The organism is Aeromonas popoffii (genome assembly GCF_037818705.1).
Classification (GTDB): domain Bacteria; phylum Pseudomonadota; class Gammaproteobacteria; order Enterobacterales; family Aeromonadaceae; genus Aeromonas; species Aeromonas popoffii.
On record NZ_CP149129.1, the window covers coordinates 1,622,154 to 1,647,596 of the forward strand.

The 25,443-nt window shown below is 61.1% G+C and carries 18 protein-coding genes and 1 pseudogene; 13 read left to right on the forward strand and 6 right to left on the reverse strand.

Features of this window, described 5'->3' with window-relative positions; translation table 11 throughout:
* The first annotated feature begins 110 nt into the window (after nt 1-110).
* The 12 genes from pepB (WJM78_RS07730) (at nt 111) to WJM78_RS07785 (ending at nt 12,710) form a co-directional block, all read left to right on the forward strand.
* Nucleotides 111-1,415 carry an aminopeptidase PepB gene (gene pepB / locus WJM78_RS07730; protein ID WP_339014925.1) on the forward strand — a complete coding sequence of 435 codons (1,305 nt, stop codon included), beginning with the start codon at nt 111-113 and terminating at the stop codon, nt 1,413-1,415.
* Nucleotides 1,412-2,695 carry an aminopeptidase PepB gene (pepB, locus tag WJM78_RS07735; RefSeq protein WP_339014927.1) on the forward strand — a complete coding sequence of 428 codons (1,284 nt, stop codon included), beginning with the start codon at nt 1,412-1,414 and terminating at the stop codon, nt 2,693-2,695. The genes pepB (WJM78_RS07730) and pepB (WJM78_RS07735) overlap by 4 nt, the downstream gene beginning before the upstream one ends.
* A 283-nt stretch (nt 2,696-2,978) precedes the next feature.
* Entirely contained in the window at nt 2,979-3,407 is a 429-nt protein-coding gene (gene ndk, locus WJM78_RS07740; protein WP_339014929.1) for a nucleoside-diphosphate kinase, read from the forward strand.
* Between the two features lie 166 nt (nt 3,408-3,573).
* Entirely contained in the window at nt 3,574-4,677 is a 1,104-nt protein-coding gene (locus WJM78_RS07745) for a bifunctional tRNA (adenosine(37)-C2)-methyltransferase TrmG/ribosomal RNA large subunit methyltransferase RlmN (protein ID WP_042034400.1), read from the forward strand.
* 12 nt (nt 4,678-4,689) lie between these two features.
* Nucleotides 4,690-5,481: a PilW family type IVa pilus biogenesis/stability lipoprotein TapF gene (gene tapF / locus WJM78_RS07750; protein ID WP_157013240.1), complete on the forward strand. Its 792-nt coding sequence runs from the start codon at nt 4,690-4,692 to the stop codon at nt 5,479-5,481.
* Nucleotides 5,471-6,415: a cytoskeleton protein RodZ gene (rodZ, locus tag WJM78_RS07755; protein WP_339014938.1), complete on the forward strand. Its 945-nt coding sequence runs from the start codon at nt 5,471-5,473 to the stop codon at nt 6,413-6,415. Before tapF ends, rodZ begins: the two co-directional genes overlap by 11 nt.
* A gap of 10 nt (nt 6,416-6,425) precedes the next feature.
* Nucleotides 6,426-7,541, forward strand: a complete 1,116-nt coding sequence (gene ispG / locus WJM78_RS07760; RefSeq protein WP_042034644.1) for a flavodoxin-dependent (E)-4-hydroxy-3-methylbut-2-enyl-diphosphate synthase — start codon at nt 6,426-6,428, stop codon at nt 7,539-7,541.
* Nucleotides 7,542-7,680: 139 nt separating this feature from the next.
* A complete protein-coding gene (gene hisS, locus WJM78_RS07765; RefSeq protein ID WP_212512673.1) occupies nt 7,681-8,958 on the forward strand; it encodes a histidine--tRNA ligase in 1,278 nt (425 codons plus the stop codon).
* A 3-nt stretch (nt 8,959-8,961) separates the two neighbouring features.
* Entirely contained in the window at nt 8,962-9,612 is a 651-nt protein-coding gene (locus WJM78_RS07770) for a YfgM family protein (RefSeq protein WP_287146961.1), read from the forward strand.
* Complete coding sequence (gene bamB / locus WJM78_RS07775) at nt 9,605-10,789, forward strand: outer membrane protein assembly factor BamB (protein WP_212512675.1); 1,185 nt, start codon at nt 9,605-9,607, stop codon at nt 10,787-10,789. The genes WJM78_RS07770 and bamB overlap by 8 nt, the downstream gene beginning before the upstream one ends.
* A gap of 74 nt (nt 10,790-10,863) precedes the next feature.
* The gene (gene der / locus WJM78_RS07780; RefSeq protein WP_274452126.1) at nt 10,864-12,363 is read left to right on the forward strand and encodes a ribosome biogenesis GTPase Der; all 1,500 of its coding nucleotides are present in this window, start codon (nt 10,864-10,866) and stop codon (nt 12,361-12,363) included.
* A 104-nt stretch (nt 12,364-12,467) separates the two neighbouring features.
* Nucleotides 12,468-12,710, forward strand: coding sequence for a zinc ribbon domain-containing protein (locus tag WJM78_RS07785; protein ID WP_339014945.1), 243 nt, complete (start codon nt 12,468-12,470; stop codon nt 12,708-12,710).
* Between the two features lie 345 nt (nt 12,711-13,055).
* On the opposite strand, the gene mltF is transcribed toward WJM78_RS07785, so the two are convergent.
* Complete coding sequence (gene mltF, locus WJM78_RS07790) at nt 13,056-14,546, reverse strand: membrane-bound lytic murein transglycosylase MltF (protein WP_339014947.1); 1,491 nt, start codon at nt 14,544-14,546, stop codon at nt 13,056-13,058.
* A 149-nt stretch (nt 14,547-14,695) separates the two neighbouring features.
* On the opposite strand from mltF, the gene purL reads away from it, so the two are divergent.
* Nucleotides 14,696-18,607 (forward strand): phosphoribosylformylglycinamidine synthase, encoded by a 3,912-nt coding sequence (purL, locus tag WJM78_RS07795; RefSeq protein ID WP_339014948.1) that lies wholly within the window; start codon nt 14,696-14,698, stop codon nt 18,605-18,607.
* A gap of 238 nt (nt 18,608-18,845) precedes the next feature.
* Here the strand turns inward: purL and WJM78_RS07800 are convergent, their stop codons facing one another.
* The 5 genes and pseudogenes from WJM78_RS07800 to nuoM form a co-directional block, all read right to left on the reverse strand.
* Nucleotides 18,846-20,387 (reverse strand): HD domain-containing phosphohydrolase, encoded by a 1,542-nt coding sequence (locus tag WJM78_RS07800; protein WP_339014950.1) that lies wholly within the window; start codon nt 20,385-20,387, stop codon nt 18,846-18,848.
* An 18-nt stretch (nt 20,388-20,405) separates the two neighbouring features.
* Nucleotides 20,406-21,839, reverse strand: a complete 1,434-nt coding sequence (locus WJM78_RS07805; protein WP_339014952.1) for an HD domain-containing phosphohydrolase — start codon at nt 21,837-21,839, stop codon at nt 20,406-20,408.
* A pseudogene (locus WJM78_RS22805) lies at nt 21,836-22,054 on the reverse strand (hypothetical protein); the annotation flags it as partial. The gene WJM78_RS07805 and the pseudogene WJM78_RS22805, both read right to left, overlap by 4 nt.
* 337 nt (nt 22,055-22,391) lie before the next feature.
* Entirely contained in the window at nt 22,392-23,855 is a 1,464-nt protein-coding gene (nuoN, locus tag WJM78_RS07815; RefSeq protein WP_042034385.1) for an NADH-quinone oxidoreductase subunit NuoN, read from the reverse strand.
* Nucleotides 23,856-23,916: 61 nt separating this feature from the next.
* A complete protein-coding gene (gene nuoM, locus WJM78_RS07820; RefSeq protein ID WP_339014957.1) occupies nt 23,917-25,437 on the reverse strand; it encodes an NADH-quinone oxidoreductase subunit M in 1,521 nt (506 codons plus the stop codon).
* Nucleotides 25,438-25,443: the final 6 nt, after the last annotated feature.

Sequence of the window (25,443 nt, forward strand, 5' to 3'; positions counted from 1 at the left end):
TGCAGTAATGATATGGTGAAGGCCGTGACCCTCGAGGGGAACGGCCTTTTTTGTACTCGTTATTTCCCTATTCATTAATGCAAGTGCCAATAAAAAGGAAGCAAGAGAAGATGGCTGACATGATGAAGGTAGTGTTGTCCACCCAGGCCGCTGCCGCCCATTGGGGCGAAGGCGCCCTGCTCAGTTTCAACGATGACCAGGTGTTGATCCATCTGGACCTTGCCCGCCAGGAGCAGGATGCACTGCGTGCCATCCAGCGTGCTGGCCGTCGACTCGAGTCGACCGGTATCAAGCGGGTCAAGCTGGCCGGCGAAGCCTGGGATCTGGAGCGCCGCTACGCCTTCGCCCAGGGTTTCTATGCCGCCAAGGGAGTGCGTGAGCTGGACCTCGGTGAGCAGAGTGTTTCTGATGCCCGCGAGCTGGATGCGCTGATCAAGGCGAGCCGCTGGGTGCGCGAGGTGACCAACGGTTGTCCGGAAGAGATTTATCCCATGAGCCTGGCGGAGTCAGCCCTGCTGCTCATTCGTGGTCTGGCCGGGGATGAGGTGACTGCCCGTATCACGGCTGGCGAGGCGCTGCGTGAGGCCGGCCATATCGGGATCTGGTCGGTGGGCCGTGGCAGCGAGCGCGAACCCGTGCTGCTGGAGCTGGACTACAACCCGACCGGGGATCGCAATGCCCCCGTGGTGGCTGCCCTGGTGGGCAAGGGCATCACCTTCGACTCCGGTGGCTACTCCATGAAGTCCTCTGACAACATGCTGCCGATGAAGTCCGATATGGGCGGCGCCGCCATGGTGACCGGCGCCCTGGCGCTCGCCATCAGTCGCGGCCTCAAGCACAGGGTCAAGCTCATCCTCTGCTGCGCCGAAAACCTGGTCTCCGGCCACGCCTTCAAGCTGGGTGACATCCTCACCTACAAGAACGGCATCTCGGTCGAGATCCAGAATACCGATGCCGAAGGGCGTCTGGTGCTGGCCGACGGCCTGATGGCGGCCTCCGACAGTGGCGCGGCCTATATTCTCGATGCGGCTACCCTGACCGGCGCCGCCAAGACGGCGCTGGGTCGCGACTACAACGCCGTTTTTGCCCTCGATGAGACCGAGCAGCAGCGTGCCCTGGCTGCCGCCAGGGCCGAGCACGAGAAGGCCTGGGCCCTGCCGCTGGAGCCCTGGCATGTGGGCCAGCTCACCTCCGCCTTTGCCGATCTGGGCAATGTGGCTTCCGCCGAAGGCACGGCCGGTGCCACCACGGCGGCTGCGTTTTTGTCCCGCTTCGTGCGCGATGAGGGCAAGGGGTGGGTACACCTGGATCTGGCCGCGGCTTATCAAAAATCTGGCAACGATCTCTGGGCGACCGGTGCCAAGGGCCACGGTCTGCGCACGATCGCTCGCTGGCTGCAGGAGGTGACGATATGAACGTCTGGTTAAACCGTGAGTTCGCGCCAGCCGAGTGGGGGGAGGGAGCACTGCTCTCTCACCGTGCCGATGGCATGGTGATCCATCTGGTCACCGCCACGCCACTGCTCGATATCCAGCAGGCAGCGCGTCGCCTGTGCAGTCAGGGGATCCAGAAGGTGGCGCTGGCCGGTCATTGGGAGCGCGAGCAGCAGTGGGCCTTTGCCCAGGGGCTGCAAACTCCCAAGGCCGAAGTCGAGCTGCAGTGGGCCACCTCGTCGGAAGAGGACAGGGAAGAGCTGGAGGCACGCTGGTTGTGCGGGCGTTGGGTACGCGAGATGACCAATGCGACCCCGGAACAGCTGGGGCCGCTGGATCTGGCGGTGGAGGCGGCGGCTTTCATCACCGAGCTGGTGCCGGACAAGGTGAGCCACCGCATTTTGAAAGGTGAAGCCCTGCAACAGGCTGGCTGGGTCGGCCTCTATCAGGTTGGCCGTGGCAGCGAGCGCGAGCCCGTGCTGCTGGAGCTGGACTACAACCCGACCGGGGATCGTAACGCCCCGGTGGTGGCGGCCCTGGTGGGCAAGGGCATCACCTTCGACTCCGGTGGCTACTCCATGAAAACCTCCCAGGGCATGCTCACCATGAAGCATGACATGGGGGGTGCGGCCATAGTGACCGGTGCCCTGGCGCTGGCCATACTGCGCGGCCTCGACAAGCGGGTGAAGCTCATCCTCTGCTGCGCCGAGAACCTGGTCTCTGGCCACGCCTACAAGCTGGGTGACATCCTCACCTACAAGAACGGCACCACGGTGGAAATCGTCAACACGGATGCCGAGGGGCGCCTGGTGCTGGCCGACGGCCTGCAATTGGCTAGCGACAGCGGGGCGCCGCTCATCATAGATGCAGCCACCCTGACGGGCGCCGCCGTGATGGCGCTGGGGGGGCGTTACAACGCCCTGTTTGGACTGGACAAGGGACTGGTGAGTCGTGCCATGGCTTACGCCGATGCCGAACAGGAGCCCGCCTGGCCGCTGCCGCTGGAGCCCTGGCACCGCCAGCAGTGCCCGTCCCACTATGCCGACACGGCCAACAGCCGCCCTGTGCCGGGCGGTGGCCCGGGCGGCGCTTCCAACGCGGCGGGCTTCCTCTCTCGCTTCGTCGGTAATGAAGGACGGGGTTGGTTGCACGTCGATCTGGCCGCCTGTTTCAGCGAGAACGGTGACAGCCTGTGGGCGCCGGGCGCCAACACCCTTGGCATGCGCACCATAGCGCATACCCTGCTGGCGGAAGCGCGCTGAGCAGAATGACAATCGTCAAGGAAGGGCACCTGAGGGTGCCCTTTTCAACTGTGCTGGATTAGTGAGCAATAGGCTGGGTTTTAGAGGCTTAACAGGACTATCGTGCACAAGCGCACATTTTTTCCTGCTGCACTGGGTCAAGATGAGTGGTGATGTTGTTTTGAGGACGCTTTTGTTTAATAAAAAGTTGCTTTTTTGTGTGTTGTTTCGGTTTTTGTTTACGTATAATCGCCGCCGAACATGGATTCTAACAATAAAACTCTGTAGTTAAGGAAAGATCTCAATGGCCATCGAACGTACCTTCTCTATCGTGAAACCGGATGCTGTCAGCAAAAACCTGATCGGTGCCATCTACAACCGCTTCGAGAGCGCTGGCCTGAAGGTCATCGCCGCCAAGATGCTGCACATGAGCAGCGAGCAAGCCGCCGGTTTCTACGCAGAACACCAGGGCAAGCCTTTCTATGATGCACTGGTCAGCTTTATGACCTCGGGCCCTGTGATGGTACAGGTGCTGGAAGGGGAAGAGGCCATCCGCCGTCACCGTGAAATCATGGGGGCGACCAACCCGAAAGAGGCCCAGCCCGGTACCCTGCGTGCCTGCTACGCCGAGAGCATCGACCGCAACGCGGTGCATGGCTCCGACGCCCCGGCCTCTGCCGCCCGTGAAATTGCCTACTTCTTCTCTGACAACGAGATCTGCCCGCGCCGCTGATCTTGTCCTGAGATGATCAAGGGAGCCTCGGCTCCCTTTTGTTTTTTGGCCTTTTGGTCAATATCCCCTTATTCTCCGGGTAGAAAGCCAGACCCATTATTTGTACAATGCCGCCCCCTGACATCGTCAGCCAATAATTTATGTAGTTTGTGGACTGAGGCCTTTGATGAGCGAAATAAAAACCAACCTGCTGGATCTTGATCGGGATGCCATGCGTGCCTTCTTCGTCGAACTGGGCGAGAAGCCATTCCGGGCAGATCAGATCATGAAGTGGATCTATCACTTCGGTTGTGATGATTTCGATCAGATGAACAACGTCAACAAGGTACTGCGCGAGCGCCTGAAGGCGATCGCCGAGATCCGCGCGCCTGAAGTGAGCCGTGAACAGCGTTCCGCGGATGGCACCATCAAGTGGGCGTTGCAGGTCGGCGGTCAGGAAGTGGAAACCGTCTACATCCCGGAAGAAGACCGAGCCACCCTGTGCGTCTCCTCCCAGGTCGGTTGCGCGCTGGCGTGCAAGTTTTGCTCCACCGCCCAGCAGGGTTTTAACCGCAATCTGAAAGTGTCCGAGATCATCGGCCAGGTGTGGCGCGCCGCCAAGATAGTCGGTGGCAAGCGCCCCATCACTAACGTAGTAATGATGGGCATGGGCGAGCCGCTGCTCAACCTCGCCAATGTGGTGCCTGCCATGCGCCTGATGATGGATGACTTCGGCTACGGTATCTCCAAGCGCCGCGTGACCATCTCCACCTCGGGTGTGGTGCCAGCGCTGGATATCCTTGGTGATCAAATTGACGTGGCCCTGGCCATCTCCTTGCATGCGCCGAACGACAAGCTGCGCTCCGAGATCATGCCGATCAACGACAAGTACAACATCGAGGACTTCCTCGCTGGAGTGCGCCGTTATCTGGCCAAGTCCAATGCCAATGGCGGCCGTGTGACGGTGGAGTATGTGCTGCTCGATCATATCAATGACGACATGCAGCATGCCCACGAGCTGGCCAAGGTGCTCAAAGACACCCCGAGCAAGATCAACCTGATCCCGTTCAACCCCTTCCCGGGCAACCCCTATGGCAAGCCGAGCAACAGCCGCATCGACCGTTTCTCCAAGGTGTTGATGGAATATGGCTTCACCGTCATCGTCCGCAAGACCCGTGGTGACGACATAGATGCCGCCTGCGGTCAGCTGGTGGGGGAGGTGATAGATCGCACCAAACGCACCATGAAAAATCGGATGCAACAGGATGGGATTTCCGTCAAAATGGTTTAAATAGCTAAGCCATTGTATAGTCAGGGAATGGATACACGTACATTGATCGTAGTGGCAGCGCTCTGCGCGCTGCCAGGCTGTGTTACCGAGACCACTTACGCGGGCCAGAATTCGACCCAGCGTGAAGTGGGTCCCGACCTCAAGGCTGCTGCCCAGACTCGTCTGGACTTAGGCATTCAATATCTTCGACAGGGCAATGCCGAGCAGGCCAAGTTCAACCTTGATCGCGCCCTTCAGTACGACCCCGACAACCCTCAGGTCTATATCGGCTTCGCTTACTTCTACCAGCAGGTAGAGGATTACAACGCGGCCGAGGAGAGCTACAAAAAAGCCCTCGCCATGGATCCGTCCAATGCTGACGCAATGAACAACTATGGTGCCTTCCTGTGCAACCGTGGTCGCTTCGACGAGGCGGAGAAGGCCTTCCTGCAGGCGATCAGCCAACCCAATTACATCAAGATTGCTGATACCTATGAAAATGCGGCACTTTGCGCCGCGCAAAATCGTAGAAATGATAAAGCAAGCGAGTACTATCGCTTGGCCTTGGGGTATAATCCCCGCAATCCAAGGTTATTGCTGGACATGGCTGAGCTTTCCATGAAAGATGACAAGCTGCCAGATGTGCAGGCCTATCTCGCTCGTTTCGCCGATGCGTCAGACGAGAACGAGAGCAGTCTCTGGTTGAGATTGCGGCTGGCTCAGGCCATGGACAAACCGGCACTCCTTCACCAATTCGGCACTGAGCTGGTAAGGCAATATCCCTCTTCGCAACAAGCCAAGCGTTACTTAGCCAATGACTACTGAACAGCCACACGATTTTCAAGACGACTCTCAGGTAGCAGGCCCAGGCCAGCTGCTGCGCAACGCCCGTGAACAGCTTGGCTGGACACGAGAACAGGTTGCGTCCCGCATTCACCTTCGTCTGACCCTGATTGCTGCGATAGAATCAGATACGTATGACAAGCACACTTCCCATACCTTTATCCGGGGCTACCTGCGTACCTACGCCAAGCTGGTCGGCATCCCGGATGAAACCATCCTGGCCGCCTACGACAAGCTGGGGCTGACCCCTCCAGACAACATCGATATGCAGAGCTTCTCCCGTCGCTCGCGCCAGCAGGCCAACGACAGTCGGCTAAAGGTGGTGACCTGGCTGGTGATCTTGGTGCTGATCGCGCTCTCCGTCGCCTGGTGGTGGCAGAGCACGGCGCGCCGCTCCGCCGGTGACGAGGCCCTGGCGGCCACTGAAATGAGCGCTACCATCGTGGTGCCCTCTGCCGAGGCGTCGCCAGAGATTGTTAACCCTGTTCTCATTGAGGGGGCGGTGCAATCACCGGTTGCAGTCGACGCTAGCGTGGCTGCACCGATCTCCGCGGCGACCGGCACCGAGGCTGCGGTCTCTGCTCCCGTAGCCGATGCCGCCGTGGCGACTGTGGCCGCTGCGGGTGTGTCGACGCTGGCGGTAGCAGACGATGCGACGACGGATCCCGCCAAGGCACCTCAGCTCAAGATGAGTTTCACCGCCGACTGCTGGCTGGACGTCAAGGATGCCAAGGGCAAGACACTGTTCAGCGGCCTGAAAAAGGCAAATGATCAACTGGTATTGGAAGGACCCGAGCCGCTCAAGCTCATCATTGGCGCGCCCATGGCGGTCAATATGGAATATCAGGGCAAGTCCATCGACATGAGCCGTTACAACAACGGCCGGACTGCTCGCCTCTCACTGCCGCAGGAGTAATCTGTCCGCCATGTCCGCTCACGAATCTCCCATCATTCGTCGTAAATCCAGGCAGATCATGGTCGGTAACGTACCGGTTGGGGGCGACGCACCCATCACGGTCCAGACCATGACCAACACCAAGACCACGGACGTAGCCGCCACCGTCGAGCAGATCCGGCGGATCGAACGGGTTGGCGCCGACATAGTCCGGGTCTCGGTACCCACCATGGAAGCGGCGGAAGCCTTCAAGCTCATCAAGCAGCAGACCCGTATCCCCATCGTTGCCGACATCCACTTCGACTACCGCATCGCGCTCAAAGTGGCCGAGTATGGCGCCGACTGCCTGCGCATCAACCCGGGCAACATAGGCAACGAAGAGCGGGTGCGTGCCGTGGTCGATTGCGCGCGCCACTACAACATTCCGATCCGCATCGGCGTCAACGGCGGTTCTCTTGAGAAAGACATTCAGGAGAAGTACGGTGAGCCGACCCCGCAGGCGCTGCTTGAGTCGGCCATGCGCCACGTGGATTACCTGGATCGCTTCAACTTCGACAACTTCAAGGTGAGCGTCAAGGCGTCAGACGTCTTCCTGGCCATCGGGGCCTATCGCCTGCTGGCCAAACAGATCGAGCAGCCGTTGCACCTTGGCATCACGGAAGCGGGCGGTTTTCGCGCTGGCGCAGTGAAATCCGCTGTCGGGCTTGGCATGCTGCTGGCCGATGGCATAGGCGATACCATCCGCATCTCGCTGGCGGCGGATCCGGTGGAAGAGATCAAGGTAGGCTTTGATATCCTCAAATCCCTGCGCATCCGTTCCCGCGGCATCAACTTCATTGCCTGTCCTTCCTGTTCTCGTCAGGAGTTCGACGTGATCGGTACCGTCAACGCCCTGGAAGAGCGGCTGGAAGACATCATCACCCCCATGGATGTCTCCATCATCGGCTGTGTGGTGAACGGGCCGGGCGAGGCGCTGGTCTCCGATCTGGGGCTGGCGGGGGCCGCCAACAAGAGCGCCTTTTACGAAGGCGGTCAGCGGGTCGACCGGCTGGACAACAAGGATCTCATCCCGATCCTGGAGCGCCGCATTCGCGCCCGGGCGGCCATGCTGGATCCGGCCAACCAGATCCTGGTGGACGAGGGTTGAGCCAGTGCGGGGCCACCTAGGGTGGCCCCGTCTTTAGGTTGCTGATTTTAAATCCCGCATTGGAACGCCCCGATTTTACCTCAGGGTCGAAAATCCCTATAATGCGGCCAAATTTCACGTCTTTTTCTCGAGTATCAACGTGGCAAAACAGATCCAAGCTATTCGCGGTATGAACGATTGCCTGCCGGAGCAGAGCCCGGTATGGCAGAAAGTAGAACAGATACTGCGCCAAGTGGTCGCCAGCTATGGCTACAGCGAAGTGCGCATGCCGATCGTCGAGCAGACTCATCTGTTCAAGCGTGCCATCGGTGAAGTGACCGACGTGGTTGAAAAAGAGATGTACAGCTTCGAAGACCGCAACGGCGATAGCCTGAGCCTGCGTCCGGAAGGGACCGCCAGCTGCGTCCGTGCCGGTATCGAGCACGGTCTGCTCTATAACCAGGAACGCCGTATGTGGTACATGGGTCCCATGTTCCGCCACGAGCGTCCCCAGAAGGGCCGTTACCGCCAGTTCCATCAGTTCGGGGTCGAGCTGTTTGGCATCAACGGGCCGGATATTGACGCCGAACTCATCATGCTGACCCACCGTCTGTGGCGTCTGTTCGGCATCAGCGATCATGTCACCCTGCAGCTCAACACCCTGGGTCAGAGTGCCGAGCGCGCCGCCTATCGCGATGCCCTGGTGGCCTACCTTGAGCAGTACAAGGATCAGCTGGACGAAGAGAGCCAGCGCCGCATGTACAGCAACCCGCTGCGGGTGCTCGACTCCAAGGATGCCAAGGTACAGGCCATTCTGGTGAATGCCCCGCGTCTGTTCGATCACCTGGGTGAAGAGAGCCTGGCTCACTTCGAAGGGCTCAAACGCCTGCTCACCGCCGCTGGCATCCAGTTCGAAGTGAACGAGCGTCTGGTGCGCGGCCTTGACTATTACAACCTCACCGTGTTCGAGTGGGTCACCACCAGCCTGGGTGCTCAGGGCACCGTCTGTGCCGGTGGCCGTTACGACGGCCTGGTGGAGCAGCTTGGCGGTCAAGCGACCCCGGCCGTCGGCTTTGCCATGGGCATGGAGCGTCTGGTGCTGATGCTGGAGACTCTCGAGCTCAACGGCGATATCCGTCCTGCGGTGGATGCCTATCTGGCCATGGTGGGTGAGGGGACCGAGCAGGCTGGTTTCGCGCTTGCCGAGCGTCTGCGTGATGCCCTGCCTGACTTGCGCCTGATGAGCCACTGCGGTGGCGGCAACTTCAAGAAACAACTCAAGCGTGCCGACAAGTGCGGTGCGGCCATTGCCCTGATCCTTGGTGAAACCGAGGTGCAAAACGGGGAGATCACCATCAAATATCTGCGTGGCCAGGCCGAGCAACAGACCGTCACGGTCGACGCCGCCATTGCCCTGCTGGCAGCCAAAGGAGAGTAAGCAGTGGAAGTTTATACCACCGAAGAACAACAGGTTGAGGTCATCAAGAGCTGGTGGAAAGAGAACGGAACCTCGGTGCTCGCAGGAACTGTTATCGGTCTGGTTGGGCTCTTTGGCTGGCGTTATTACAACGAGCGTCAGCAGACCAACCAGGAAGCCGCTTCCCAGGCCTACAACGAGATCTCGGCCCAGCTGGCCAAAGGGGATGCCGCCGCCTTCGAACAGGTGCAAAGCTTCATCAGTGCCCACCAGGGTGATGCTTACGCCGAGCTGGCCGCCCTGCAACTGGCTGCGGCTGCCGTCAAGGCAAACAAGCTGGATCTGGCTGCCGAGCAGCTGACCCTGGTGGCGAACAGTGGTGATGAGAGCATTCGTCCCATCGCTGGCCTGCGTCTGGCCCGGGTCTTAAATGATCTGGGCAAGGCCGATGAGGCCCTGGCCCAGCTTGGCAAGATCAACAATGACGCCTTCAAGGCCCAAGTGGCGGAAGTGCGTGGCGACATCCTGCTCAAACAGGGCAAGGCCGAAGAGGCGCGTGATGCCTATCAGGCGGCGGCCGATGCCGGCGGCCTGCAGGGCAGTGGCGAGCTCAAGCTGAAGATGGACGATCTGGCGCTGCCAGCCGTGACCACGGGTGGAGCTCCGGATGCGTAATCTGTTCAAGATGATGGTGTTGGGGGCGGCAGTCTCCTTCGCCCTGCAGGGGTGCTCCCTGTTCAGCTCCGAAGAAGATCTCAATCCGATGGCACCTTTGCCCGTGGTTGAATCTGCCTTCACTGCCAATATCGTCTGGTCCTCTTCCGTCGGGAATGGCATAGGTGACTTCTACTCCCAGCTCAAACCTGTGGTGGAAGAGGATCGCATCTTTGCCGCTGCCCGCGATGGCACTGTGAGTGCCTTCGATCGCGCCAGCGGCAAGGTGCTGTGGCGTGTGGACTTGGCTGACTTGCCCATCAACGCCGACAAGCGCAGCGCCCGTCTCTCCGGCGGCCTGGTCTCTCGCTACGGCAAGCTGTTCCTCGGCTCCGAGAACGGGGTGGTTTACGCCCTGAACGCAGAGAACGGGGAAGTACTGTGGCAGACCTCGGTGCCGGGTGAAGTGGTGGCAAGCCCTGCCGTCGAAGATGGTCGTGTGGTGGTGCTGACCACCTCGGGTCGCCTGGTGGCGCTCGATACCGATGAAGGCAAGTTGCAGTGGACCCTGGCGGAAGAGCAGCCGCCGCTGACCCTGCGCAGTGCCGGTGCCCCGGTCATTACCAATGGCGCGGTGATTTATGGTCGTGCCGATGGCAAGGTTGGCATTGCACTGCTGAGCAACGGTCAGCCGGTTCGTCAATCCAAGGTGGCTGATCCCCGTGGTGCCACTGAGCTTGACCGCATGGTCGACGTCGATGCCAGCCCGCTGATCGCCGGCGATGAGCTCTATGCCATCGCCTACAATGGTCAGCTGATGGCACGCAAGCTGATGACGGGTGACGAGGTGTGGAAGCGCAAGTACTCCGGCTACCGCGACATGGCGGTGACCGGCAATGCCATCGTGCTGACCGACAGCCGCAGCCATCTGTTTGCCGTTGACAGACGCAACGGGCTTGAGCTGTGGTCCAATACCCAGCTGGAAAACCGAACCGTGACTGCCCCTGTCATCTTGGGTGACTATGTGGTGGTCGGCGATGTGGAAGGTTACCTGTATTGGCTGGATCGTACCGACGGTACCATCAAGGCCATGCAGCAGCTCGACAGCAGTGGTCTCTACGCCGCCCCCTTGGTGGACGGTGACACCCTGTATGTGCAGAGCCGTGGCGGTAAGTTGTACGCAATTTCGCGTCCCTGATCGCCCGTCAATGTGAATATCCGGCTCCTGGTCTTCGGACCCGGAGCCTTTGTCGTCTTGAGAATGAGGCTTTTATGACTCCTGTAGTAGCCCTGGTGGGCCGCCCCAACGTGGGGAAATCCACCCTGTTTAACCGCTTGACCCGTACCCGGGATGCCCTGGTGGCCGACTTCCCCGGTTTGACCCGGGACCGTAAATACGGTCAGGCGAAGTTGGGCGAGCTGGAATTTATCGTGGTGGATACCGGTGGTATCGATGGCACCGAAGAGGGGATCGAGCTGAAGATGGCCGAACAGTCCCTGCTGGCCATCGAAGAAGCCGATGTGGTGCTGTTCATGGTGGATGCCCGTGCCGGTCTGACCGCGGCGGATCAGGCCATCGCCGAGCACCTGCGCAAGACCCACAAGACGGTGTTTCTGGTGGCCAACAAGACCGATGGCATCGACGGTGACTCCGCCGTGTCCGAGTTCTACGGTCTGGCGCTGGGGGAGGTCTATCAGATTGCCGCCGCCCACGGCCGTGGCGTGCTGAGCCTGCTGGAGCTGGCGCTGGCCCCCCACCTGGAAACCCTGGTCGACGCCGCTGCCGAAGAAGATGCGCAGGATGAAGAAGAAGAGGACTTCGACGAAGAAGCCCTGCTGCGCATGGTAGCTGCCGGTGATCTCGATACCAGGGAAGATACCAAGGAGACCCCGTTCGCCGACTTGCCCATCAAGTTCGCCATCGTCGGTCGCCCCAACGTCGGCAAATCGACCCTGACCAACCGCATGCTGGGTGAAGACCGCGTCATCGTCTATGACATGCCGGGGACCACCCGTGACTCCGTCTATGTTCCGATGGAACGTGACGAGCAGAAGTACGTCATCATCGACACCGCCGGTGTGCGTCGTCGTGGCAAGGTGCACGAGACGGTGGAGAAGTTCTCCGTCATCAAGACGCTCAAGGCTATTGAAGATGCGAACGTCTGCCTGCTGGTGATCGATGCCCAGGAGACCATCACGGATCAGGATTTGAGCATCCTCGGCTTCGTGCTTCACTCAGGCCGCTCAGTGGTGCTGGTGGTGAACAAGTGGGATGGCCTGGATCAGAAGGTGAAAGAGGACGTCAAGAACGAGCTGGACAGACGTCTGGGCTTCATTGATTTTGCCCGTGTCCACTTCATCTCTGCTCTGCACGGCAGCGGCGTCGGCCACCTGTTCGAATCCATCCAGGAGGCGTACCAGTCCGCCACCCGCCGTACCAGCACAGCCATGCTGACCCGCATCATGCAGATGGCGCAGGAAGATCACCAGCCGCCCATGGTGAACGGTCGCCGCGTCAAGCTGAAGTATGCCCACGCCGGTGGTTACAACCCGCCCCGTATCGTGATCCACGGCAACCAGTTGAACGACCTGCCGGATTCGTACAAACGATATCTCATCAACTATTTCCGCAAGTCGCTCAAGATCATGGGCTCCCCGATCCGGGTCGAGTTCCAGGAGTCGGCCAACCCGTTTGAGGGGCGGAAGAACACCATGACCCTGAGCCAGGAGCGTCAACGCAAGCGCCTGCTCAAGGCCAAAACCAAGAAATAAGGCCCAGCGGCTGCCCTCACCGGCAGCCGTTTTTTCTGGGTAAGAGGCGAGGGGGATCTGCTGTGGGGTGGCCCACAGCACATTCACTTTGAGAGGCGTCGAGTATGAGCACCCTGATATGCCCGGCCTGCAGCGCCGAGCTGGACAGCCGCAGCCCCGAGATCCGCTGTGGTCAGTGCCAGGCCCGTTATCGCATCCGGGCCCAGTGTCCGACCTGCCAGCAAGAGCTGGAGCGGCTCAAGGCCTGCGGCGCTGTGGATTACTTCTGTAACCACTGCAACAGCCTGGTGTCGAAGCGCACGGTGATCTTTGAGGCGACCCCGGCAGGTGCAGGCGTGAGGCAATAAAAAACCCGGCAAATGCCGGGTTTATGCTGTGTGTTCTGCTATCAGCAAGGTGTAGGAGCGGTTTCTGCGCCATATCTTGCGTTTGATGTCATTGAGCTTGAGTTTACGTCTGGGGCTCCAGGCGCACTTTGCTTTTCTGACCAGTGTGGTTCTTCTGCGAGCTCGCATCTTGGTCTCCTCCCATTGGATGGCCATCCCGGCCTTGATGAATGGAGCCCATCTGAAAATGCGGTCATCCAGCTGGCAAGCTGATGAAATCAGGCGATAAAAACAGTTTCGGACAGGCCCCGGCACATCCGGATGGTAACAGAGAACCGACCCGTAAAACAAACTGGTCAACAGGCTTCAACGCAGGGTGATCTGTTTGACCACTTCGGCGATGACGGTGGGGCGTTCGGCACTCTGTGGCTCGCTGCTGTCGTCGTCATCCAGCTCCTCGCGGCGGTGGGCCTTCTGCTGCTCGTTGTCGAGCCAGAGCAGGCTCTGGTAATACTGACGCACGTTGTTGACGTAGTTGCGCGCCTCGCCGCCCCGGGCATAGCCGTAGCGCGCCTTGCGGTGCCAGCGCGCCTGCTGCAGCAGGGGCAGCACCTCTTTCACGTCGCTCCAGGCGTCGGGGTTCTTGCCGAGCTCCTTGGTCAGGCGGCGGGCATCCATCATGTGGCCGTAGCCGATGTTGTAGGCGGTGAGGGCAAACCACACCTTCTCGTCATCGGGCACGGAGGCGGGCACCTTCTCCATCATCTGTTGCAGATAGCGGGCACCGCCCTTGATGCTCTCCTCCGGGTGCAGCCGGTTGTTGACCCCCATCGCCTTGGCGGTGGGTTCGGTCAGCATCATCATGCCGCGCACGCCTGTGTAGGATCGCGCTTCAGGATCCCAGTGGGACTCCTGATAGCTGATGGCGGCCAGCAGGCGCCAATCCACCACGCTGGCGTGAGTCTTGAACAGATCCTGATACTTGGGCAGCAGGCTTTTGGCCCGCTGCAGGAAGGTGCGGGTGTCGACGAAGTCGAAGTTCTGCACATGGCCGAAGTACTTCTCGTCCAGCTTGGCGATGGCGCCATCCATGAAGCGCTGACCGAAGAAGTCGATGATGCTGGCGTAGAGGCTGTCATCGGGCAGCTTGGTCATGGCCCAGGCCACGGTCTGGTTTTTGGAGAGGGTCAGCCCCTCGGTGAGCTCGGGGTAGTAGCGCTGGGTACGGGCCAGCACCGTATCTTGCACCACTGTGTAATCAATCTTGCCGTCGGCCACCTGCTTGAGCAGCTCTTCCACGTCTGCGTCCCGGTTGGTACTCCACTTCAGATTGGGGTGCTGTTTGCTGAGCTCCTTGAGCAGGTCTTCACCGGTGGAGCCGGCAGGCACCACAATGGATCCCTTGAGATCCCCTATCTCCTTGGGTTTGGGGGAGCCGTTGCGATAGACCAGCTTGGGGGAGACCTGATAAAAGCCTGGGCCGAAGCGAAACAGGGCACGCCGCTCCGGGGTCACGACGATGGCGGCGGCGGCGAGATCCAGCTTGCCCTTCTTGAGCAGCTCGACCAGTTCGGCGGTGGAGTAGACAGGGACTATGGTGAGCTCGACGCCCAACCAGTCGGCATAGCTTTTCGCCAGCTCGTAATCGAAGCCCTGGGCGGTCTCGTCACGCTGGTAATAGGAGGTGGGGCCATAGATGGTGCCAACCCGGATCTCGCCTCGTTGGCGGATCTGTTCCAGCTGGCTGGAGGGGGTGTAGAAGTTACAACCGACCAGGGGCAGCAGCAACATCAGCCCGATAAGCAGTCGAAAAATGCAGCGCAAGTAGCGGAGTACCCTTGTTGAAAAAATCAGCATTTGTCAAAAAAGAGGGACCTTTATACCAGAGAGTGTGCACCGAGTCACACTCGGTAAATCAAGAAAAACGTTTGTCCGGCGTCGGCCTGATCCCTATAATATGCGCGTCTCAATTCCCCCCCACTTTAACACTTGGTGAGAAAGGTCATATGGATATCTTGCGTGGTGCCCCAGCACTGTCTGATTTTCGTGTCCAAAAACTGCTGCAACACTTCGCACAGATGAGAGAGGAGAACGGAGTAGAGATAGAGGATGTCTATGCCGAATATGTGCACTTTGCCGAGCTCTCGAGCCCGCTGTCACCGCCCGAGCGAGCGACATTGGGCCAGCTCCTGCGCTACGGCCCGACCATCCCCGAACACACCCCCAGCGGTCAGCTGTTTCTCGTTACCCCCCGCCCCGGCACTATCTCCCCCTGGTCTTCCAAAGCAACCGACATCGCTCACAACTGCGGCTTGAATCAGGTCAAGCGGCTGGAGCGTGGTATTGCCTATTACCTGACCATCAAGGGGCAGGGTGAGCTGAGCGCCGCCCAACGCAGCGCCATTGCCGCTGTGCTGCATGATCGGATGATGGAAGTGGTGTTTGCCGACATGGACGCTGCGAGCGCCCTGTTTGCTCACCACGAGCCGCGCCCCTTCACCCAGGTGGATGTGCTGGCCGGTGGTCGTAGTGCCTTGGCCTCGGCCAACGTGGCGCTGGGTCTGGCGCTGGCCGATGACGAAATCGACTATCTGGTGGAGAACTTCACCCGCCTGGGTCGCAACCCCAACGACATCGAGCTCTACATGTTTGCCCAGGCAAACTCCGAGCACTGTCGTCACAAGATCTTCAACGCCGACTGGACCATAGACGGCGAGCAGCAGCCCAAGTCGCTGTTCAAGATGATCAAGAACACCTTCGAGCAGACGCCGGATCATGTCCTCTCTGCCTATAAAGACAACGCCGCCGTGATGGAAGGCAGCCAGGGTGGTCGCTTCTTCCCGAGCCCCGCCAGTGGTGAGTACCAGTATCATCAGGAGCGCGTCGACATCCTGATGAAGGTGGAGACCCACAACCACCCGACCGCCATCTCCCCCTTCCCGGGGGCGGCCACCGGCTCCGGCGGCGAGATCCGCGACGAGGGTGCAACCGGCCGTGGGGCCAAGCCCAAGGCGGGTCTGGTGGGCTTCACTGTCTCCAACCTGCGCATTCCCGGTTTCGAGCAGCCCTGGGAGCAGGATTTCGGCAAACCGAGCCGTATCGTCAGCGCCTTTGACATCATGCAGGAGGGGCCGCTGGGCGGCGCCGCCTTTAACAATGAGTTCGGTCGTCCGGCCATTCTCGGCTACTTCCGCACCTTCGAAGAGGAGGTGCCAAGCCACAACGGCGTTGAGGTGCGTGGCTATCACAAGCCCATCATGCTGGCGGGCGGCATGGGCAACATCCGCAGCGAACACGTCCAGAAAGGGGAGATCCCGGTCGGCGCGGCGCTGATCGTGCTGGGCGGCCCGGCGATGAACATCGGTCTGGGCGGCGGTGCGGCATCAAGCATGGCCTCCGGTCAGTCGGCCGAAGATCTCGACTTTGCCTCGGTGCAGCGTGACAACCCCGAGATGGAGCGCCGTTGCCAGGAGGTGATCGATCGCTGCTGGCAGCTGGGGGATGAGAACCCCATCGTCTTCATCCACGATGTGGGGGCCGGTGGCCTCTCCAACGCCATGCCGGAGCTGGTCAACGACGGCGAGCGTGGCGGCCGCTTTGATTTGCGCGCCATCCAGAGCGACGAGCCGGGCATGAGCCCGCTGGAGATCTGGTGCAACGAATCCCAGGAGCGTTACGTGCTGGCGGTGGCCCAGAACAAGCTGCCCCTGTTCAAGGCACTGTGCGAGCGCGAGCGCGCCCCTTATGCCGTGATCGGTACCGCTACCGAAGAGAAGCATCTGACGCTGTCGGATGCACACTTTGACAACCAGCCCATCGACCTGCCGCTGGACGTGTTGCTGGGCAAGGCGCCCAAGATGCACCGCGACGTGGTGACCCTGCCTGCCCAAGGCAAAGCGCTCCAGCTCGATGGCATCACCCTGAGTGATGCGGCCGAGCGGGTACTGCGCCTGCCGACCGTGGCGGAGAAATCCTTCCTCATCACCATCGGCGATCGCAGCGTGACCGGTCTGGTCAACCGTGACCAGATGGTCGGCCCCTGGCAGATCCCGGTGGCCGATTGCGCCGTCACCGCCGCCACTTACGACAGCTATCACGGCGAAGCCATGTCCATGGGCGAGCGCACCCCGGTCGCGCTGCTCTCCCACGCCGCCTCTGCCCGCATGGCGGTGGCCGAAGCGCTCACCAACCTGGCTCCGGCTCATATCGGTTCCCTGAAACGGGTCAAGCTCTCTGCCAACTGGATGTCCGCAGCCGGTCATCCGGGTGAGGATGCCGGCCTCTATGAGGCGGTCAAGGCGGTGGGCGAGGAGCTCTGCCCGGCCCTTGGCATCACCATTCCGGTCGGCAAGGACTCCATGTCCATGAAGACCCGCTGGCAACAGGATGGCAAGGAGCACAGCGTCACCTCGCCGCTCTCCCTGCTCATCACCGCCTTTGCCCGGGTTGAGGATGTGCGCAGCACAGTCACCCCGCAGCTGCGTACCGATCTCGGTGAGACCGACCTTATCCTCATCGACCTTGGCAACGGCAAGCAGCGCCTCGGCGCCTCTGCCCTGGCGCAGGTTTATCGCCAGCTGGGTGACAAGGCGCCGGATCTCGACAATCCGGTGCAGCTGAAGGGCTTCTTCAACGCCATTCAGGCGCTGGTGGCCGATCGCAAACTGATCGCCTATCACGACCGCTCCGACGGCGGCCTGTTCGTGACCCTGACCGAGATGGCCTTTGCCGGTCACTGCGGCCTCGACATCCAGCTCGATCGCATCGGTGGCGAACTGTTGCCGGCGCTGTTCAACGAGGAGCTGGGTGCCGTCATTCAGGTGCGCCGTGACGACAAAGAGGCTGTGATGACCCTGCTGGCCGGTCACGGTCTGGCGGCCTGCTCCCACGTGCTGGGCACTGTGCGCGAGGGGGATCTCATCACCCTCACGCGTGCGGGTCAGGAGGTCTATCACGCCAGCCGCACTGCGCTTCGCACCCTCTGGGGCGAGACCAGCTGGCAGATGCAGCGTCTGCGTGACAACCCGGCGTGCGCCGATCAGGAACATGCGGCCCGTCAGGACGCCACCGATCCGGGTCTGCAGGCCAGGCTCAGCTACAACCCGTCTGAGGATGTGGCTGCGCCCTATATCGCCCGTGGTGTCTCCCCCCGTCTGGCTGTGCTGCGCGAGCAGGGGGTCAACTCCCACGTGGAGATGGCGGCGGCGTTTGATCGTGCCGGCTTTGCCGCAGTGGATGTCCACATGAGTGACATTCTCTCCGGTCGCATCAAGCTGGAGGAGTTCCAGACCCTGGTGGCCTGTGGCGGCTTCTCCTACGGTGACGTGCTGGGAGCGGGTGAAGGCTGGGCCAAGTCCATCCTGTTCAACGACAACGCCCGCGCGCAGTTCCAGCGCTTCTTCGAGCGTGGCGATACCCTCTCCCTTGGGGTGTGCAACGGTTGCCAGATGATGTCCAACTTGCGCACCCTGATCCCGGGGGCCGATCTGTGGCCGCGCTTTGTGCGCAACCGCTCTGAGCGCTTCGAAGCGCGCTTCAGTCTGGTGGAGGTACAGGAGTCTCCCTCCGCTTTCTTCGCCGGCATGGCGGGTTCCGTGATGCCCATTGCCGTCTCCCATGGGGAAGGGCGGGTGGAGGTGCGCGATGCAGCTCACCTGAGCGCGTTGCAGGCCAGCGGTCTGGTAGGGCTGCGGTTTGTCGATAACCGCGGCAGCGTGACCGAGCAGTATCCGGCCAACCCGAATGGCTCACCGAACGGTATCACCGCGGTGACCACGCAAGATGGCCGCGCCACCATCATGATGCCGCACCCGGAGCGGGTGTTCCGCACCGTGGCCAACTCCTGGCACCCGGACAACTGGGGCGAGGACGGAGCCTGGATGCGGATGTTCCGCAACGCCCGGGTGCAACTGGGTTAATCTTGCAGCGCAATCTGCAGTAATCAAAAACCGGCCAGCTGGCCGGTTTTTGTCTCTCTGTTTACTGCTAGGCTGCGTTCCTAACGTGGTTGAAAAACGGTCTCCTCATGCTATGGGGGCCCATCCTTCCTGAAATACCGCATCTATTCACGTCACAACCACCTGAATGGGCCTCTTTAGAGGCCCTTTTTATGGCTTGCCATTGCCGCGCCTGAAGTTTGAACACCTTGAGCACAACCTAGCTGTTGCCCAGCTCGTGGGGGGTGAAATCGCCCCGATCCAGAATGCGCAGGCAGGCATCCACCACCGCCTCGTCCAGTTGGGCTCCCCGCATCTGTATGATGTGAGCCCTGGCCTGGGGAATGCCGAGGGCGGCACGGTAGGGACGATCCGAAGACATGGACTCGACAATGTCGGCCACGGTGAGAATGCGCGCCTCCAGCAAGATCTGATCCCCCTCGAGACCCTCGGGATAGCCGGAGCCGTCGAGATACTCATGATGCTGGTGGATCATCTGGGCGATGGGCCAGGGGAAGGCGATGTCCTTGAGGACCTGGTAACCGGCAGTCGGGTGCTCCTTGACCAGATTGAACTCCTGGGGTGTCAGCTTGCCCGGTTTGGTGAGGATGTCGACCGGTACCTGGATCTTGCCGATGTCGTGCACCATGGCCCCCAGATAGAGGCCGCGAAGCTGTTTGTCGCCCAGTACCAGCTCGCGGCCTATGGCCATGGCCAGTGTGGCGACGTGTTTCTGGTGACCTGCGGTGTAGGGATCGCGCTGCTCCAGTACGGCGGCGATGGCACCCAGGGCATCCTCCAGCGCGAGCTCCAGTTGACGGGCATACAGCACCTTGTCCCGCTGCGCGGCGAGATAGGCCTGTTGAGTGCCACGGGCTTGCAGGCCATAGGCCAGGTAATCGGCCAGTTGGCTGAAGAGACGCACCTCTTCCCCGGTGAAGGCCCTGGCATGCGGGCTATGGATGAGCAGAGCGCCCCGCCCGGTGGAATGCCATTGTAGCGGCAGCAGCAGGCGGGCCCGCAAGGTGGCCGAATGATGGACAACCTCGCTCGCCAATGCTTCGTTGCGTGGCTCGCCATCGCAGATGGTCTGACGCAAGGCCGGATCCCGGGTGAGCCAGTGGTCGTTGGCAAACCAGGTGGCGTTGCCCGCCTGCGCCAGTATCTGCAGCGCATCCTGATCCACGGCCTCCTGCAGCACAGTCACGAGGGGAAAACGGCCATCAAAGGTGATGGCGTCACAGATCTCCTGCAGCAGCACCTGCTCATCCCCCTGCCTGAGCATGGCATGGTGGGCGCGGCCAATGGCCTCCAGCGTCCAGGTATATTGCAGCAACTGCTCCTGCTGCTGTTTCTGCTCCGTGATGTCATCGAAAAAGACCCCGACGCCGATCACCTCGCCCAGCTCATCGCGCAGGGGGAACTTGGTGGTGCTGAGCCAGCGAGCCTCGCCGTCCTTGAGGTAGGGCTCTTCGTGCTGGTGCGTGGTGCCGTTGGTCATGACCCTGAGATCGTCATCCCGATAGCGTTGGGCCAGTTCGGCCGGGAAAAAGTCGGCATCACACTTACCGATGATCTGGGCAGGTTCCAGGGCGAGATCATCGGCCAGCAGTCGGTTGCAGGCAGTGAAGACGGAGCGGGTATCCTTGAGCAGGACACGGTAGGGCAGCTGATCCATCACCTGAGCGCAGAGGGGGCCAGCGGGCAACGGCAGCTGGGCGCCGAGCTGACGGCGGGACGAGGTATCCGGTCTTGAAGTCATTTGTGCTCCTGCGGCAGATCAGGGGGTAGTGAAACGATAGCCTGCTTGCCACACGCAGAGGCAGGCATTCACCACCTGCTCGTCATAGTGGATGCCGGCATAGCGCGTCAGCTGGGCGAAGGCATCGGTCAGCGACATGGCGCGGCGGAAGGGGCGGTGGGCCGTCATGGCGGCCAGCGAGTCGGCCACCCGGATGATGCGCGCCTCCAGGCAGATGGCATCACTCTGCAGGCCTTGCGGGTAGCCGCTGCCATCCATGTTTTCGTGATGCTGCAGCACTATGGTGGCGATGGGCCAGGGGAAGTCTATCTGTTGCAGGATGTCACAGCCGGCCTGAGGGTGTAGCTTGATCAGTTCAAACTCCACCGGCCTGAGCTCACGGGGGCGGGTGAGGATGTCGGCCGGGATCTGCAGCAGGCCTATGTTGTGGACCATGGCCGCGAGACCGAGTCCATCCAGCCGATCCTGTGGCAGCTGCAGGTGCTGACCAATGGTCAGTGCGAGATCGTGTACGCGCTTTTCATGGCCAGCCGTACCGGGATCCTTGTGGGCGATGGCGGAGGAGAGTGCCGCTATGGTTTGAAACAGCAAGGTGCGCTGATGCTGTTCGCTCTCCCTGATATGGGTGATATCGACCAGTGCCCCTATGATGCCGGCCACCTTGCCCTGATGGTCGTAGAAGAGATCCTTGAAGTTGAGCACCTGATAACGATGGCCGCTGCGATCGATCAGGCTGTGTTCGAAAGATTGCGGCTGCTTGCTGCGAAGCACCTCCAGGTCCCGCTGGGTGTACTCGTCCGCCATCTCGGGCGGCAGAATATCATCCACACGCTTCCCCAGCAGCTCTGCCCTGCGGATACCGGTTATCTGGGTAAAAGTCGGGTTGCAGCCGATGAAGCGTCCCTCGACGTCCTGGTAGCACACGGGAATGGGGATCGCCTTGAGCAGGGATTCGTTGACGTGCTGCATATCCACCCGCTCTGCTTGTTGACGCAGGGCCAGTTGCTCGCTGTCCCGGCACAGCTGGATCGCGCGTGCCAGGTTGCCGAGGATGGGGCTGAACAGATGGCACAGCTGTTCATCCCCATCCTCAGTTCTCGGGGAGAGCAGCAGCATGAGATAGCCCCCCTCTATCCGCAAGCGGTAGGCAAAGGGATAGGGACGGGAGCCGGGCAGGGGAATGGCGCCGTGCAGGGAGAACTGCTCGCCGTCACTGACCCAGGCGGGTAGCGCCAGTGGTTGCCCGTGCTGCTGGATCAGCTGCTCGTCCCCGATGGCCTTGACGATCATGTACTCCCCCTGTGGCAGCTGCTGCAGCACCAGCCCAACCGGGCAGGCACAATGAAACAGAAAGCGTTGCAGCACCTGGGTCAGCAGGGCATCCAGGGTCACCTCGCGGCCGATGCAGAGGGCAAGATCGCAGACGATGGCCATGGCATGGTCGTTGTTCATGACGGCCTTGCTCCGTTGCAGAGAATGGCGCCATTGTGGAAGAGAGAATAATCCCCTGCCCGCAAGCTACCCATCTCGCTGAGTGAGAGTGCGCTAGCCAGTTCGTGGGCGTCGCCCTGGGTAAACAGCGCGTTCAGCTCCCGCTGCTGGCCAAAGCGCTGCTGACGGCCGGTGCAGTCATTGCGCTCCAGTGTGTCGACCGGGCCGTGCTGGCTCTCTTGCTGCCGCCCGGCGACACGACCGATATCCTGTTCGGCCAGCAGCCCATCAAGTCGACCTCCTCGAGAGGGGAGCGGCGCATCAGCCAGCGGGCGGGCATCAAAGAGGTAAAAGGAGGGCAGCGTCATAACACCAAGTTCCATTCCTGTATCTCATGAATATATCAGTAAGGGGCGGGGTGATGATACTCAGCTGTGACCTGTGATGTGACATAAGCGGTTAGAAAGACGCATAAAAAGTGAGCTTGCCGCCTTGAGGCTGTGAGCTTGCTCAACCAGCAATAAAAAACCGGCCACCCGGGCCGGTTGTGTGTTGCTGGCAGCGGCGCGACTTTTAGCGCAGTACCACGTTTTGAAAGCCCTGTACCAGGCTGATGACCGGCTGGGGGTAGATGCCCAGTGCCACCACTATGATGGCGGAGAGCAGCACCACCATGCCGCCCGAGGAGACGGCCCAGTCGGCCTTGGCATCGCGCAGCTGCATGCCGGGTTCCAGCAGATAGAGGGTGACCATGACGCGCAGGTAGTAATAGAGACCCATGGCGCTGCCCAGCACGATGGCACCACAGAGCCACCACAGCTTGGCATCGACCGTTACCCCGATCAGATAGAACTTGCCGATGAAGCCCAGCGTCATGGGGATACCCGCGAGCGACAACATCATCACCGTCATGACGGCGGTCAGGTAGGGGCGGTGCCAGAACAGACCACGGTAGCTGTGCAGGGAGTCCGCATCCTTGCCGCGATAGGGGCTGGACATCATGCTGATGACGCCAAAGGCCCCCAGGTTGGTGAACAGGTACATCAGCAGGTAGACGCCAGCCGCTTCCACTGGCATCTGGCCGAGGCGGCTGGCGACGATCACCGCCAGCAGATAACCGAAGTGGGAGATGGAGGAGTAACCCATCATCCGCTTGATGTTGGTCTGCAGCAGGGCCAACAGGTTGCCGATGACGATGGAGATGACCGCCATGGCGGCCAGCAGCCAGTGGATCATGGGATCCGCCGCGGCAGGCACCGCCAGATAGAAGCGCAGCAGCACGCAGAACACGGCTATCTTGCTGACGGTGGCCAGAAAGGTGGCCACCGGTGCCGGGGCGCCTTCGTATACGTCAGGTGTCCAGAGGTGGAAGGGGGCCAGGGAGAGCTTGAAGGCAAATCCCACCAGCATCAGCCCCAGACCGCCCATCAGCAGCGGGTGGTGAGCCGGGGTGGTCGCCAGGGTCAGGCCGAGATCGCTGAAGCTCAGGCTGCCCGCCTGGGCGTAGAGCAGCGCCATGCCAAACAGCAGGAAGGCGGTGGCGGCGGCGGAGAGCACCATGTACTTGATGCTGGCCTCCAGCGAATGGCGCTCGCGGTAGGCGTAGCCCACCAGACCGAACATGGGCAGGGTCAGCATCTCGATCCCGATGAACAGGGAGGCGAGATGGCGGGAGCCTGCCAGCACAAGGCCGCCGGCGGTGGCGATCAGCAGCAGCAGATAGAACTCTTCCCGGTTGTCCGGATAGCCCTTGAGCCAGGAGCGACCGAAGGTGCAGGTGGCCAGGGCGCCGATGAGCACCAGCCCCATGTAGAAGACGGCGTAGCCGTCAATCTGCAGCAGAGGGGTGACCCCCTGATCACCCTGCGCCATCACGATGGGCAGGGAGAAGAGCGCCAGGTTGAGGCCCGTGATGGTGACGACGAAGGCGGTGTCGTCACAGCGTCGCCAGGCGATGGCCAGCATCAGGGCCAGCATGGCCCCCGTTGTCAGCAACAGGGGCAACAGGGCCAGCAGTTGAGAAGCGGTGAATGTCATTGCAGTGCTCCTGTAAGGGACAAGTAAGGCAACAGGGCCAGCGGTCGGAAAACAGTCAGGTTCATTGCAATGCTCCTGCAGACGGCAGTGCGTACCAGTGCAGCACGCTCATCAGGCTGCTGCCTGCGGTATCGAGCACCGGCTGGGGATAGACACCGAGCAGCACCAGCAGGCCGGCTATGGTCATCATCATCACCAGCTCGCGGCGATCCAGACCCTTGAGCACCTTCTCGTCCTTGGGCGCACCGAAGCAGACCCGCTGCAGCATGATGAGGGAGTAAACGGATGCCAGTACCAGACCGAAGGTGGCGATGACGGTGATGATGGGGGCAACCTGGAAGCTGCCGATGAGGATCAGAAACTCGCCGACAAAGTTACCTGTGCCCGGCATGCCAAGGGAGGCCACCGAGAAGAACAGCATGACGCCGGGCAGGTAGCGCAACCGGCCCCACAGGCCGCCCATCAGGCGCAGATCACGGGTGTGCAGCCGCTCGTAGAGCTGACCGCACAGGATGAACAGACCGGCGGCGGAGAGGCCGTGAGCAATCATCTGCACCACGGCACCTTGCAGAGCCAGCTCGCTGCCCGAGTAGATGGCGATCATCACGAAGCCCATGTGGGAGATGCTGGTGTAAGCGACCAGGCGTTTGATGTCGGTCTGGGCGAACGCCACTATGGCGCCGTAAACGATGCCGACCAGACCCAGCAGCATGGCGTAGGGGGCAAACTCGGCGGAGGCTTCCGGGAACAGTGGCAGTGCGAAACGCAGCAGACCGTAGGCGGCGGTTTTCAGCAAGATCCCGGCGAGATCCACCGAGCCTGCGGTCGGCGCCTGACTGTGGGCATCCGGCAGCCAGCCGTGCAGCGGCACCAGCGGCATCTTGACCGCGAAGGCGATGAAGAAGCCCAGCATCAGCAACCACTGGACGCCCTTGCTCATCGGGGTGTTGAGCAAGTCCTGATAGTTAAAGGTGAAGACGCCGGTGGCGGCATGATGGGTCAGCACCAGACCCAGAATGGCGACCAGCATGATGAGGCCGCTGACCTGGGTGTAGATGAAGAACTTGGTGGCTGCGTTGATCCTGGACTTGCCGTCGGTGACCGAGTGGCCCCACAGCGCGATCAGGAAGTACATGGGGACCAGCATCATCTCCCAGAAGAAGAAGAACAGGAACAGATCCAGCGCCATGAAGACGCCGAGCACCCCCCCCAGGATCCAGAGCAGGTTCAGGTGGAAGAAGCCGATGCGCTGTACGATTTCCTTCCAGGAACAGAGGATGGCCAGCACGCCGATGAAGCAGGTGAGCATTACCATCAGCAGGGAGAGGCCATCCACCGCCAGGTGCAGGGAGATGCCGAAGCGGGGGATCCAGGGCAACTGCAGTTCGGCAGCCCAGGCGGACACGCCCGTCTGGGTCGCAAGGGAAAAGTCACCGCTCCACCAGATGGCGCAGGAGAGCAGCAGGCAGGCGCTCATGGATAGCAGGGCAACCCAGCGCACGAAGTATTCACCGAAGCGCTCCGTCTGCCAGCAGAGCAGACCGCCGATGAAGGGTATTAACAAGATCCAGAGTAAGGTCACGATATC

What these genes read in the sequence shown, in the direction of transcription:
- pepB (WP_339014925.1), top strand. Translation starts at nt 111, where the DNA reads ATGGCTGACATGATGAAGGTAGTGTTGTCCACCCAGGCCGCTGCCGCC.
- pepB (WP_339014927.1), top strand. Translation starts at nt 1,412, where the DNA reads ATGAACGTCTGGTTAAACCGTGAGTTCGCGCCAGCCGAGTGGGGGGAG.
- ndk (WP_339014929.1), top strand. Translation starts at nt 2,979, where the DNA reads ATGGCCATCGAACGTACCTTCTCTATCGTGAAACCGGATGCTGTCAGC.
- WJM78_RS07745 (WP_042034400.1), top strand. Translation starts at nt 3,574, where the DNA reads ATGAGCGAAATAAAAACCAACCTGCTGGATCTTGATCGGGATGCCATG.
- rodZ (WP_339014938.1), top strand. Translation starts at nt 5,471, where the DNA reads ATGACTACTGAACAGCCACACGATTTTCAAGACGACTCTCAGGTAGCA.
- ispG (WP_042034644.1), top strand. Translation starts at nt 6,426, where the DNA reads ATGTCCGCTCACGAATCTCCCATCATTCGTCGTAAATCCAGGCAGATC.
- bamB (WP_212512675.1), top strand. Translation starts at nt 9,605, where the DNA reads ATGCGTAATCTGTTCAAGATGATGGTGTTGGGGGCGGCAGTCTCCTTC.
- der (WP_274452126.1), top strand. Translation starts at nt 10,864, where the DNA reads ATGACTCCTGTAGTAGCCCTGGTGGGCCGCCCCAACGTGGGGAAATCC.
- WJM78_RS07785 (WP_339014945.1), top strand. Translation starts at nt 12,468, where the DNA reads ATGAGCACCCTGATATGCCCGGCCTGCAGCGCCGAGCTGGACAGCCGC.
- mltF (WP_339014947.1), bottom strand. Translation starts at nt 14,546, where the DNA reads ATGCTGATTTTTTCAACAAGGGTACTCCGCTACTTGCGCTGCATTTTT.
- purL (WP_339014948.1), top strand. Translation starts at nt 14,696, where the DNA reads ATGGATATCTTGCGTGGTGCCCCAGCACTGTCTGATTTTCGTGTCCAA.
- WJM78_RS07800 (WP_339014950.1), bottom strand. Translation starts at nt 20,387, where the DNA reads ATGACTTCAAGACCGGATACCTCGTCCCGCCGTCAGCTCGGCGCCCAG.
- WJM78_RS07805 (WP_339014952.1), bottom strand. Translation starts at nt 21,839, where the DNA reads ATGAACAACGACCATGCCATGGCCATCGTCTGCGATCTTGCCCTCTGC.
- nuoN (WP_042034385.1), bottom strand. Translation starts at nt 23,855, where the DNA reads ATGACATTCACCGCTTCTCAACTGCTGGCCCTGTTGCCCCTGTTGCTG.